Here is a 12594-nt window from a genome sequence, read left to right as displayed (position 1 = left end):
CCGTCGGCCCAACGAAGTCCACTATGGTTATCAACAGCCAGCCCTGGCAGCGTAGAAGAAACCACTAATTCCGCTGTCCGAAATCCCCGCAGCAGCTCAGACCGGCTCCATCGCTCGATGGGGGCGGGTTTATTTCGGGTTGCAGGCGATTGCTGGTCTGTCGTGGTGGATTGCAGTCTTTGCCTCGCCCGTGGTGCGGGAGGCGACTCTGGGTAGTCTCGATCCGGTCGTGGTCGCGGCCTTCGATATTCCGTTGTTCGTCCTGGCCTCGGCGTTTGCGGCGTGTGGTTTCAGGGTGGCCGCGATAGTCAGCACCTGCTGGACCGGCACCGTGGCTGTCGCCTTGGCGTGGTACGCGACAGTGACAACGGAGGCCGGTTGGGGTGCCGTGACGATGGTTGCTGCTGCTGGCGGTTCGGTGATTGCACTCTGCTTGATTCTGTTGGGGCGGGTACCGAATGAGTTCATCATCCGCGGTCCGTTCGCCTTCCGCCCCGCCGCAAGCCGTGCGACATCTGCAAGGCACGTCGCCTCAACGTTTATCCAAATAGTCGTCTTCTGGGGACTCTTCCTTGTGGTTGTTCCGGTCACTTTGACCGCCCTGGAACGGCGCTGGGATGTTGTGTTCTCCTTTCCATCATTCGTTGCTCCGGTTGGGTTCATAATTCTGGTGCTCGCCAGCGGCCTTGGCCTCTGGTCTGCCGTGGCGATGTCGACGCTTGGAGATGGCACTCCCTTGCCGTCAGCAACAGCCAACCGACTGGTCATCGCAGGACCTTATCGGTGGGTTCGTAATCCGATGGCGGTCTCTGGAATCGTCCAAGGCGCCGCGGTCGGCCTGATCGTCCAATCCTGGTTTGTGGTGGTCTACGCGGTGGCGGGCTCTCTCGTGTGGAACTACGCCGTCAGACCGCTGGAGGAAGCTGATCTTGAGGGACGGTTCGGCGAAGAATTCCAGCGCTACCGCGACGCTGTGAGCTGTTGGATTCCTCGCGTGCCGCAGGACCGAAGCACACGGCCAGCACCACGCCAGTGATCGGCGGGCAACGGCCACAGCTGAGCGGATGCAGCGCCTCTGGTGCGAGCGGAACCGTCGGCGTAGAGTCCGCACATGGCAAAGGATCCTGTGGAGACCAACCCCGGGAACTACCGGTTGGTGTTTGAGAACGATCGTGTCCGTGTACTCGAGTACACGGACAGCCCTGGGCATTCAACGACTGAACACCATCATCCCGACAGTGTGATGATCACAGCCAGCGCGTTCCACCGGCGGCTTTCTTCCAATGGCAAAACTATGGATGTGGAGTTGCCGGCCGGCGTGGCACGGTGGGTGCCGGAGCAGGACCACGCCGGAGAAAACATCGGCGACACGGAGACGCACACCTTCTTCGTTGAACTCAAGGAAGCCGCGCCGGATTCATCCCGGGGCCGTCCCGATCAGCTGGGACCCGCAGGTCCTTGAGCGAGTTGTGAATATTCACTGATGGTAACGGGAGCTGGAGGATTAGGCTATGCAATCCTGTCTGGTCGGGGGAGTTAGACGGTGTTTTACTGGCCCGTATGAGTGAGCTGCTGAAGCAACACCCCAACGAGCCGCACAATGATGGCATTGCCGCTCGTTTGAATTGGCTGCGAGCTGGCGTTCTTGGTGCCAATGACGGCATTGTGTCCGTTGCCGCTACGGTAGTCGGTGTCGCCAGCGTAACCAACGATGTCACTCCCATTCTGGTGGCTGGGGCGGCGGCCGTCGTGGGTGGTGCCGTCTCGATGGCGCTGGGCGAGTACGTGTCCGTCAGTAGTCAGAGTGACAGCCAGCGGGCGCTGATTGAAAAAGAACGCCAAGAACTCGCCGACGATCCGGAGGGCGAGCTGGAGGAGCTTGCGGCCATTTACCAGGCGAAGGGACTCAGCGAAGCGACCGCCCGAACTGTCGCGAGGGAGCTTACGGCCCGTGATGCTTTGGCCGCGCATCTGGAGGCTGAGCTGAGGATCGACGAGACGGAAGTGGCCAGCGCTTGGCAGGCTGCAGGTGCTTCAGCTGTTGCCTTTACCGTGGGCGCGGTGTTGCCGTTGTTGGCGATCTTGCTGCCACCGGCCGACATCCGGATCCCGATGACCTTTGTGGCTGTTGTTATTGCCCTAGCAGTCACGGGCACGATCAGTGCAAGGATTGGTGGCAGTTCGAAACGCAAGGCAACTTTGCGGTTGGTTATTGGCGGTGCATTTGCGATGGCTTTCACGTACGGCGTTGGCCTGTTGCTTGGTACCACCGGGATAGCCTGACTACAGCACACCTGGCCCGGCGTTACGTGGCGTCAGCCGCCAACTGGCTGCCCGCCGGCTTGTTCCCGCCACATCAGTGCTCTGAGCCCTTGCCGGACTGTTCCTGATCTACCAAGCCATCGTGACCGGCCACTCGGGGTCGGCTTCGGAATGGAGCGGCAGCTAGGGCCTCATCCTCAGCACTACAAGCGCTCTTGAGGCAGACCAACGACCGCAAAGTGCTCTTCGATGAGCCCGCGGATGTCATCATGGCAGCCGCCGCAACCGGTCCCGGCCCGGGTTGCTTTGGACACCTCGGTCACGGTTGCGCAGCCGTCTGCCACTGCGGCTTGGATGCTGGTGCCGTTGACGCCGGCACACCGGCAGACGGTGCCGTTCGGGTCGGCTGAGCCGCTGCCCGGCAACTGGTCCGGCCCGTCGAGCCGAAGCAGCAGCGAGCGGTCCGCGGGCAGCTCGGCACCGCGTTCGTAAAGTCCCACCAGTTCCGCAGCAGTGCGCGGCATGCCCACGGCCACGAGGCCCTCGAGCACTCCATCCCGGGTGGTCATCTTCACATAGCGGCCGTGTTCAGGGTCTGCCCACTGGGCAACGTGCAGGCGAGCCCTGCCGTTGCCCGAACCCGCAGTGAGCAGCTCCTCGTCCCACGGTTCAACGGCGTTGTTGCCGGCCACCGCCATATTCATGCCGCGAGCCTTGAGTACGATCACACCCGGTTGCTCAGCCGGCAGTTCGGGCAACGCTTCGGCCTGCTCCGCGTGGCCTTGCGCCAACAACGTGAGGTATTCGGCCAACCATTCGGCCTGCCGCCAGCCCGGTCCCACCAGGCCGGGCGGTCCCAAAGCATCACTGCACTGCGCGCACGTGGGATCGGGGCAGTGGACTTCGGCGCAATCGCCAATCGCGAAAATGTGCGGTTCGTGGTGCGCCCGCAGCCGGTGATCCACCACAATCCCAATACCCGTGGACAGGCCGCAACCGTGGGCCAACTCCGTGCGGGGCCGGACCCCGCACGAGAGGACCAGGAGGTCGCCGTCAATCGCGGAACCATCACTGAGCAGCAGGGCCGAGAAGCCGCCGTCGGCCGCGTGGTGCTCCACGCCCGTGGACCGTGCGTTGCCGGCCATCCGCACGCCGCAGCGGCGCAGGTTCGCGGCGAGGACGGCTCCGCCACCGCGGTCGATGCTGCGGCCCAACGGGTGCGGCCCGTTGTGAACGACGGTGACTGTGGCGCCTTCCTCGGCTGCGGCCAGCGCCGTCTCGAGGCCCAGCACACCGCCACCCAACACCACCACCCGCTTGCCGCCAGCCACGGCCCGGTGCAGGATGCCGGCGTCGCGAAGATCCCGCAGCGCAATCACGCCCCGAGGCAGCACGGGGGAGGTGGGGTCCGGATTGAGGCCGGTGAGGTTGGGAATGACCGGCCGCGCACCGGTGGCAAACACCAGCCTGTCGTAGTGAACAGCGCTGCCATCGGTGAGGAGTACCTGCTGGCGTGCCCGGTCCACGCGGCGGACCCGGGTGCCTAGCCGCACGTCAACGCCGGCGGTGACCAGGGACGCAGCATCGGCCAACGCCAAGGCGTCAGCGGTGGTGCGGCCAACTCCCAAGTCAGCAACCAGCACCCTGTTGTACGCCGCTTCCGCTTCCTCGCCCACCACCGTGAGACGGACGTGGCCTGCGCGGACGGCCGGCATCAGCTCATCCACCAATCGGGCGGCCACGGGGCCAAACCCCACAATGACTGTCTGCTCGCTCATGGGATCTCCAGCATGTCAGGAACCGTCACCGTCTGGGGAGCGGCGACCGGCCGAACCCACACGGTGTTGAATTTGAACTCGGGCATCCCCGAAAGGGGATCCGTCGCGGCCTCCGTCAGGCGGTTGGCGCTCTGCAATTCGGCGAAATGAAACGGCAGGAACACGGTCTCGGGCCGGATGGCGGTACTCAATTCAGCGCGGCACACCACCTCGCCGCGCTCGTTCGCCACGGAGACCAGGTCGCCCTCAGTAAGATTCAGTGCGGCCGCTGCTGCCGGATGGATCTGCAGCATCGCCTCGGGTTTCGTGGCGAGGAGCTCAGCCACCCGCCGCGTCTGTGCCCCCGACTGATAGTGCTCCAACAGCCGACCGGTGATGAGGGTCATGGCCTTGGCAGTGGGTGAGGCGGCACCGGTGCGGACTGCGCCTGGCGCGTCGGGTGCAACCGTTGCCTCAGGCGTACGACGGCGGCGCGGCGTCACCGGGGTCAGCACCGCCTTGCCGTCGGCGTGCGCAAATCGTTCAGTGAAGAGCCGTGGCGTTCCGGTGCTCCCGGCAGGGTAGGGCCAATAGGCGGCCTCGCCACGGTCCAGCATGGCGTAGCTGATCCCCGAGTAGTCGGCCAGTCCTCCGGCGGAGGCGAGCCGCAGCTCCTCGAATACCGTTTCGGGGTCTTCGCTGTAGGTGGATGGTGCGTCCAAGGCCTCGGCCAACCGGGCCATGATCCACAGCTCGCTCCGGGCGCCGGCTGGCGGGGTGAGTGCACGACGGCGGCGGAGGACCCGGCCCTCAAGGTTGGTGAGGGTGCCTTCCTCCTCAGCCCACTGCAGCACCGGGAGGATCAGGTTCGCCATGGCTGCCGTCTCGGACATGAAGAAGTCGCACACCACCAGGAAATCCAGGCTCTTGAGGCCAGCGATGACGGCGTTGGCATCGGGGGAGGCCACGGCAATGTTGGAGGCATGCACGAACAAGCAATGCACGCCGCCCGGTTGTCCCAGTGATTTGAGCAGTTGCACGGCGGGAAGCCCCGGCCCGGGGATGAGGCTTTCGGGGACGCCCCACACCCCAGCAACGTGGGCCCGTGCGGCGGGGTCCGTGATTTTGCGGTAGCCAGGTAACTGGTCCGCTTTCTGTCCGTGTTCGCGGCCGCCCTGGCCGTTGCCTTGGCCGGTGAGGGTGCCGTAGCCGCTGGTGGCCGAGCCGGGGAGTCCCAGCAGCAGGCTGAGATTGATAGCGGCGGTGGCAGTGTCGGTGCCATCCACGTGCTGTTCCACGCCGCGGCCGGTGAGGATGTAGGTGCCGCCGCGGGTGATGCCAGCGGCAAGCCTTCGCGCCGTCTCTCGGATCAGGTGCGCCGGGACACCAGTGAGAGATTGGACCCGCTCTGGCCAGAACGTGGTCACGCTGCGGGCCACCGCCGCATAGCCAGAGGTCCGGTCCGCGATGTAGGCGGCGTCCGCCAGGTTCTCAGCGATCACCACGTGCGAGAGGCCGAGGAGCAGGGTGAGGTCGGTGCCCGGCAGGGGCTGCAGGTGCAGGCCGCCGCCGTCGGACGTGAAATCGGCGGTGGCCGAACGGCGCGGGTCCACCACGATCAGCCCACCCGTGTCGCGGGCCCCTTTGAGGTGCTTCACGAACGGTGGCATGGTCTCGGCCACGTTGGAACCCAGCAACATGATGGTCGACGCCGCATCGAGCGCTTCGAGCGGAAAGGGGAGTCCCCGGTCCACGCCAAAGGCGCGCATCCCGGCCGCCGCTGCGGAGGACATACAGAACCTACCGTTGTAGTCGATCCGGGACGTTCCGAGCGCCAGCCGGGCGAACTTGCCCAACATGTAGGCCTTTTCGTTGGTGAGGCCGCCGCCGCCAAAGACGCCCACCCCGTCTGCGCCGTGCCGGGCCCGCGTGCTGCGAACGGCGGCAGCAGCAGTGGCCAAGGCCTGCTCCCAAGAGATGGGGCGATGAACGCCGTCGGGCCCTTTCAGGAGTGGTTCGGTAATACGGCCGGGGTGGTTGATGAGGGTTGCCGACGTCCAGCCCTTCCGGCAAAGCCCGCCCCGGTTAGTGGGGAAATCACGACCGGCCACGGTGAGCAGTGGAGCCGCGGTGGGGGACACAGGGGCTGGCCCCGGCGCTGATGCCGGGGCCAGATCCGCAGTGGGGATCAGCGTCATGGCGCACTGCAGCGCGCAGTAGGGGCAGTGCGTGTCGGCGCTTCCGGGCATGTTAGACGTGTCCCATCGCATTTCGGTTGGCGTTGCGGATGTAGCAGGCCCAGCAGACCACCAGCATGAGGACGTACGCGGCCACGAAGCCGTAGAACGCCGGGGTGTAGGAGCCGGTGGCGGTGTTGGCAGCGTTCAGGACCTGCGGGATCACGAACCCGCCGTAGGCGCCGATGGCGGAGATGAGTCCCAGCGCTGAGGACGCCAGCCGCTGCGTTGCCACGGAGTTTGCTCCGTTTTTCGCCGCCCTGCTGGAGGTGGCGAAAATGACCGGGATCATCCGATAGGTGGCGCCGTTTCCGAAGCCGCTGGCGGTGAAGAGCATCAGGAACAGGACCAGGAAGAGCCAGAAACTGCGCAGCGGCAGGGTCCAGATCATGGTCAGGGTAATGATGGCCATGGACGCGAACGCTGCCACTGTCATCCGAGCCCCGCCCATGCGGTCGGCCATCCGGCCTCCGTACGGCCTGGCCAGTGAACCCACCAAGGGGCCCAGGAACGCCAGGGATAAGGCAACCGTGCCCACTCCGATGGTGGAGAAGTCCGGGAAGTAGTCCTTGATCAGCTTGGGAAACACGCCTGCGAAGCCAATGAAGGAGCCGAAGGTGCCGATGTACAGCAGCGCCATGATCCACAGGTGCGGTTCTTTCAGCGCAGCAACGGAACCAGCCACGTCACCCTTGGCACTGGTGAGGTTGTTCATGAACTTGAACGCACCGAACGCGGCCAGCAGGATGAACGGCACCCACATCCACCCGGCCATGGGGAGATTGACGGTGCCCACGGCCAGCAGGGTGATGACAATGGGGACGGCAAGCTGCGCGACGGCGGCCCCCAAGTTTCCGCCGGCCGCATTCAGGCCCAGCGCCCAGCCTTTTTCGCGGGCTGGGTAGAAGAAGGTGATGTTGGCCATGGAGCTGGCAAAGTTTCCGCCGCCGAAACCGGCCAGGCCGGCCACCAGCAGCATGACACCGAAGGGCGTCTCCGGGTTGGCCACGCAGAGGGCCAGGCCTACCGAGGGGATCAGCAGGAGCAGGGCCGAGACGATGGTCCAGTTCCGGCCACCGAAGCGGGGAACCATGAACGTGTACGGGATCCGAAGGGTTGCGCCCACCAGGCTGGGCATGGAGATCAACCAGAAGATCTCGGAGGTGCTGAACGTGAAGCCAGCGGCTGGGAGCTGGACCACCACGATGGACCAGAGCTGCCAGACCACAAAGCCAAGGAACTCGGCGAAGATGGACCAGTTGAGGTTGCGGCGGGCGATGCCACGGCCCACGCTCTCCCACTGTTCCTTGTTCTCGGCGTCCCAGTTGGCAATCCAACGGCCGGGGCGGAACTCCAGGGCGGTACTCTCACGGCTGGGCTGGGCGGTTGCGGAACCGTTGACTCCGGTGAGTTCAACGGAAGGTCCGGTGCCGGCATCAGCGATGCGATCGACAGTCACGGTGTACCTCCTTTGTGCGGGATGTTATGGCTTCAAAGGTAGGGAAGCGGCGTTTCGCGGATGGTCGCGGCGTGTTAACGCGCTGTGACATTTGCCTATCTGCGACGTCGGGGGAGTGTGAGGCTGGTGAGGAACCACTAGTGCTGAGATGCAGCCCACACGACCGGATGTCGGACAAGTTGTCCAGAGGGTGGACGGCGGGAACTAAGATAAAACTCTGACTAGGCCGGACCTGCAGGCTCCGGCGCATCCTGATGAAAGCGTTTACTATGTCAACCACCGATACATCAAGGGTCCCGGGCCAGCCGCAGCCGGTGAACTCCCGCGGCCGAGTGATTGTGGCCAGCCTGATTGGCACCACTGTCGAGTTCTACGACTTCTACGTCTATGCCACGGCTGCCGTGCTGGTATTCCCGCAGCTCTTCTTCCCCAACCAGAACGAGACCACGCAGCTGCTGAGCTCTTTCGCCGTCTTTGGCGTGGCCTTCGTGGCCCGCCCACTGGGGTCCATCCTGTTCGGCCACTTCGGCGACAAGTTTGGCCGTAAGGGCACGCTCGTGGCGTCGCTGCTGACCATGGGTATCGCCACCTTCTTGATTGGCTGCTTGCCCACCGCCCTTGTCCCGGGCTGGGAGTTCTGGGCACCGGCACTGCTGGTCGTCATGCGCTTCGCCCAGGGCCTGGCCCTCGGCGGCGAGTGGAGCGGGGCCGCCTTGCTGGCAACAGAGAACGCCCCCGCCAACAAGCGCGCCATCTTCGGCACGTTCCCGCAGCTGGGAGCACCTATTGGCTTCATCATCGCCAACGTGATCTTCCTGGTCTTCAGCTACGCACTGTCTCCGGCTGCGTTTATGGCATGGGGTTGGCGAGTGCCGTTCCTGGTCAGCGCCGTCATGGTCATCATCGGCCTGTACGTCCGGCTCAAACTGATCGAAACCCCTGCGTTTACCAAGGTGATCGAGTCCAAGGAAGTGGCAAAGCTGCCCTTGGCCCGCGTTTTCAAGACCAGCTGGCGCCAGCTGATCCTCGGCACGTTCATCATGCTCGCCACCTACGTGCTCTTCTACCTGATGACCACGTTCACCCTCACGTACGGCACCCGGGCCTCAAGTCTGGAAGCAGCCCAGGCCGCTGCCCAGAAGGCAGGCAAGCCCATGACCGAGGCTGCTGCTGCTGCGTTCGTTCCGGGGCTGGGCATCGCCCGTAACGATTTCCTCTGGATGTTGATTGCCGGCGTCGTTTTCTTCGGTATCTTCACCTTGGTGTCCGGTCCCTTGGCCGAAAAGTACGGCCGGCGGAAGATGCTGCTGGCTGTCACGGCCGGCATCTTCGTCTTTGGCCTGCTCTGGGTGCCGCTGTTCAGCGGCGGATTCGTGGGCACCATGGCTCTGCTGATTCTCGGCTTCTCGCTGATGGGGCTCACCTTCGGCCCCATGGGCGCGGTCCTGCCCGAGCTGTTCCCCACGAATGTGCGGTACACCGGCTCGGCCATCAGCTACAACGTCTCCAGTATTCTTGGTGCGGCCGTGGCCCCCTTCATTGCCGTCTGGCTGTGGGAGATGGCCAAGGGCAGCCCCGTACTGGTGGGGGTCTACCTCACCTCCATGTCCGTCCTGACGCTCATAGCGCTGTTTATCAGCCGCGAAACGCGGGACATGGACTACGAGAACAACGTGGCGTAGTCAGCCTCTGCCGTTCAGGCACCAGCTTTTAGGCCCGGCGTTGGTCCCTGATGAGGGGGCCAGCGCCGGGCCTTTTTGCTAATCGGCCACGGCGTAGCGGGTCACGAAGTTCCGCAAGATTGCCATGGGTTCGCTCACGCTCAAGTGGCGGACGGAAGACATGAGTTCCTCCGCCGATTCGGCCGGAAAATAGCCTGCGTGCCGGTAGATGTCCATCCGGGTGAGGAGACCGGCGATATCGAGTTCGGGGTGGAACTGGGTGGCGTACAGGTTGGTTTTGACCCTGAACATGTGGACCGGGCAAGTGGCGGAACTGGCCAGCAGAACCGCGCCGGGTGGCAGCTTGCTGCAGGCCTCCTTGTGGCCGGTCAGGGCAGCAAACGTCTGCGGCAGGCCTGCCAGCAGTGGATCCACCAGGCCCGCTGCGGTGAGCTCGATGTCCACCATTCCCAGCGGCTCGCCGAAGGTCCTGTCGATCACGGCGCCCTGATGCTGCCCCAGGGTCCCCACTCCGTAACACGCTCCCAGAAAAGGGAAATCGCGTTCCACTACCTCATCCAGCAGGCCGGCTAGTTCTTCCTCCACCCGGTGCTGCACGGCAGACTTCTCAGCCGCCGGATCGCTGCTGGTGAATGGACTGCCACCGACGAACACGCCAGAGTAGTCGTTCAGGTCCAGCTCCGGCAGCGGAGCAGCCTCCAGCCGGATCCGTCGCAGCTGGTGCGGCTCCAGTTCGCCGTACTTGAGGAATGCAGCATACTCATCGTCAGCGGCTGCGTCCTCAGCACGGGAGGCCAGGAGCAGGAATGGCTTCATGACCCCAGGCTCAGGCGAGCGGCGGCTGGGCCAGGGAGCGGCGCGCCTGCGGCCGGGCAGCCGGATCTGAGTGCCGGTGAACCAGTTTCCAGTAGCCCTCTTCACGGCGGAAAATGCTGGTGACGCGTAGATCGAAGTCCTCCGGCGCGGCAGCCCCGTCCAGCCGGGCACGGAAATGCTCCGTTTCCAGCAGATAGGCGGTATCCCGTGCGGTGTAGGAGGTGATGGTTTCGAAGCCCAGCATCTCGCCCTCATGGAACTGCCGTGCTGCCTGGTCCAGCCGGGCCGAAACCTGCGCCCAGCCTTTGGCAATACCACCGAAGGGGTTCGCCAGGGTGACATCGTCCGCCCGAGAATAGAGTTCCTTCACGGCGCCGGGGTTTCCCTGTGTGATCTCGGGGACCGCCAGATGGTAGCGGGCCACTTCTTCTTCAAAGCTCGGGGCGATCATTGCTGCAGGTCCGCTCAGTCTTCGATCGAGGCGATCACGGCGCCGGCGGCAACCGTTTCACCAGGGCTGGCAATGAGTCCGGTGATGGTGCCGGCACGGTGGGCGGTCAGCGGCTGCTCCATTTTCATGGCTTCGAGTACGACGACGAGATCACCTTCCGCGACCACGTCACCGTTGGCCACGGCAACCTTCACAATGGTCCCCTGCATGGGCGACGTCAGGGCGTCGCCGCCCGCTGCCGCAGCGCCGCCGCCGGTGCGTGAGCGCTTCTTCGCTTTGGCGGGTTTGGTGGCAGCTCCGCCGCCGCTGATGGTGCCCAACGACGCAGGCAGCACCACCTCAAGCCGTTTGCCACCTACCTCCACCACTACGCGTTGCCGTTCGCCGGCGTCGGCCGCTTCCGCATCTGTTCCAGAAGGCGTCCACGCCGGAATGTCGTTGACGAACTCCGTCTCGATCCAGCGGGTGTGGGTCTTGAAGGAGCCGGTTTCCGGGGCGAAATCGGGGTGGCTGACCACAGCCAGGTCGAACGGGATGACGGTGGGGATGCCCTCCACGACCATTTCTTCAAGGGCGCGCCGCGAACGCTGCAGTGCTTCGGCGCGGGTGGCCCCGGTAACGATCAGCTTGGTCAGCATGGAGTCGAAGTTACCGCTGATCACATCGCCTTGTTCCACGCCGGAATCGATCCGGACGCCGGGTCCCGTGGGGTTCTTGAGGGTGCTGATGGTGCCGGGGGCGGGCATGAAGTTACGGCCCGGGTCTTCGCCGGTGATGCGGAACTCGAAGGAGTGGCCGCGAACCTCGGGGTCCCCGTAACCCAACTCTTCGCCGCGGGCCAGCCGAAACTGCTCACGGACCAGGTCGATGCCGGTGACCTCTTCGGAGACGCAGTGCTCCACCTGCAGGCGGGTGTTGACCTCGAGGAAGGAGATGGTGCCGTCCTGGCCCACCAGGAACTCGCACGTGCCGGCGCCCTGGTAGCCGGCTTCCTTCAGGATGGCCTTGGAGGACTCATACAGGCGGCGGTTCTGTTCCTCGGTAAGGAACGGGGCCGGGGCCTCCTCAACGAGCTTCTGGTTGCGGCGCTGGAGGGAGCAGTCCCTGGTGGAGACCACCACCACGGTGCCGTGCGCATCGGCCAGGCACTGGGTTTCGACGTGGCGGGGAGCGTCGAGGAAGCGCTCAATGAAGCACTCGCCGCGACCAAAGGCGGCCACCGCCTCACGGACCGCAGACTCGAAAAGCTCGGGAATTTCCTCGCGGGTACGAGCCACCTTGATGCCGCGGCCACCGCCGCCGAACGCTGCCTTGATGGCGACGGGGAGCCCGTGCTGGTCAACGAAGGCGAGGATTTCCTCGGCCGACTCCACCGGATCGGCGGTGCCGGGAACCTGCGGTGCGCCAACCTTTTCGGCGATGTGCCGGGCCTGGACCTTGTCGCCCAATGCGGAGATCGCGGCCGGTGAGGGGCCGATCCAGGTGATGCCGGAGGCGATCACCAAAGCAGCGAAATCGGCGTTTTCGGCGAGGAAGCCGTAGCCGGGGTGGATGGCATCGGCACCAGAACGCTTGGCGGCGTCGATCAGCTTGTCCATGACCAGGTACGACTCGGCGGCGGTGTTCCCGCCCAGGGCGAAGGCCTCGTCGGCGAGTCGGACGTGCAGGGCATCGCGGTCCGGGTCAGCGTAGACGGCCACTGAGCCGATGCCTTCATCGCGTGCGGCCCGGATGATGCGGACGGCAATTTCACCGCGGTTGGCGATCAACACCTTGGTGATGGTGGATGGCATGGAACCTGCGGACTGCTCGATTGTTGCTGACAAGGCGTCTCCTTCTTTCCTTCAGGGAGCCTAGCGCGATTTTGAGGAATCGACCCATATTACTGGTGTAATCCGCGTGTGCAGCGCCCAAGGCTTGTAGGGAACCT

The 12594-nt window shown here is 64.7% G+C and carries 10 protein-coding genes; 4 read left to right on the top strand and 6 right to left on the bottom strand.

Annotation, left to right across the window (positions count from 1 at the left end; translation table 11 throughout):
* Window positions 1–139 precede the first annotated feature (139 nt).
* The 3 genes from PSET11_RS12085 to PSET11_RS12075 all read left to right on the top strand — a co-directional run bounded on the left by PSET11_RS12085 (window position 140) and on the right by PSET11_RS12075 (window position 2283).
* Window positions 140–1036 (top strand): methyltransferase family protein, encoded by an 897-nt coding sequence (locus tag PSET11_RS12085; RefSeq protein ID WP_238989137.1) that lies wholly within the window; start codon window positions 140–142, stop codon window positions 1034–1036.
* A 75-nt stretch (window positions 1037–1111) separates the two neighbouring features.
* The gene (locus PSET11_RS12080; RefSeq protein ID WP_124092569.1) at window positions 1112–1462 is read left to right on the top strand and encodes a cytoplasmic protein; all 351 of its coding nucleotides are present in this window, start codon (window positions 1112–1114) and stop codon (window positions 1460–1462) included.
* A gap of 98 nt (window positions 1463–1560) precedes the next feature.
* Window positions 1561–2283, top strand: coding sequence for a VIT1/CCC1 transporter family protein (locus PSET11_RS12075; protein WP_124092568.1), 723 nt, complete (start codon window positions 1561–1563; stop codon window positions 2281–2283).
* A 182-nt stretch (window positions 2284–2465) separates the two neighbouring features.
* On the opposite strand, the gene PSET11_RS12070 is transcribed toward PSET11_RS12075, so the two are convergent.
* Genes PSET11_RS12070 through PSET11_RS12060 form a run of 3 tightly spaced genes read right to left on the bottom strand, consistent with a single transcriptional unit; the run spans window position 2466 to window position 7715 of the window.
* On the bottom strand, window positions 2466–4040 hold the full coding sequence (locus tag PSET11_RS12070) for an FAD-dependent oxidoreductase (protein WP_124092567.1): 1575 nt from the start codon (window positions 4038–4040) through the stop codon (window positions 2466–2468).
* Window positions 4037–6268, bottom strand: a complete 2232-nt coding sequence (locus PSET11_RS12065) for a molybdopterin oxidoreductase family protein (RefSeq protein WP_124092566.1) — start codon at window positions 6266–6268, stop codon at window positions 4037–4039. Before PSET11_RS12065 ends, PSET11_RS12070 begins: the two co-directional genes overlap by 4 nt.
* Before the next feature lies 1 nt (window position 6269).
* Window positions 6270–7715 (bottom strand): MFS transporter, encoded by a 1446-nt coding sequence (locus PSET11_RS12060; RefSeq protein WP_124092565.1) that lies wholly within the window; start codon window positions 7713–7715, stop codon window positions 6270–6272.
* Window positions 7716–7984: 269 nt separating this feature from the next.
* Between PSET11_RS12060 and PSET11_RS12055 the strand changes: the two genes are divergently transcribed.
* Complete coding sequence (locus tag PSET11_RS12055; protein WP_124092564.1) at window positions 7985–9397, top strand: MFS transporter; 1413 nt, start codon at window positions 7985–7987, stop codon at window positions 9395–9397.
* A 78-nt stretch (window positions 9398–9475) separates the two neighbouring features.
* Here the strand turns inward: PSET11_RS12055 and PSET11_RS12050 are convergent, their stop codons facing one another.
* The 3 genes from PSET11_RS12050 to PSET11_RS12040 are packed head-to-tail and all read right to left on the bottom strand — an operon-like array spanning window position 9476 to window position 12457.
* Window positions 9476–10213: a glutamine amidotransferase gene (locus PSET11_RS12050; protein WP_124092563.1), complete on the bottom strand. Its 738-nt coding sequence runs from the start codon at window positions 10211–10213 to the stop codon at window positions 9476–9478.
* Between the two features lie 10 nt (window positions 10214–10223).
* On the bottom strand, window positions 10224–10664 hold the full coding sequence (locus PSET11_RS12045; protein WP_124092562.1) for a YybH family protein: 441 nt from the start codon (window positions 10662–10664) through the stop codon (window positions 10224–10226).
* 14 nt (window positions 10665–10678) lie between these two features.
* The gene (locus PSET11_RS12040) at window positions 10679–12457 is read right to left on the bottom strand and encodes an acetyl/propionyl/methylcrotonyl-CoA carboxylase subunit alpha (protein WP_124092575.1); all 1779 of its coding nucleotides are present in this window, start codon (window positions 12455–12457) and stop codon (window positions 10679–10681) included.
* Window positions 12458–12594: the final 137 nt, after the last annotated feature.

Origin of the sequence: Arthrobacter ulcerisalmonis, assembly GCF_900609065.1 — a bacterium.
Taxonomy (GTDB): domain Bacteria; phylum Actinomycetota; class Actinomycetes; order Actinomycetales; family Micrococcaceae; genus Arthrobacter; species Arthrobacter ulcerisalmonis.
Note: the sequence above shows the minus strand (reverse complement) of the source record. Positions and strands in the feature narration are given on the sequence as shown.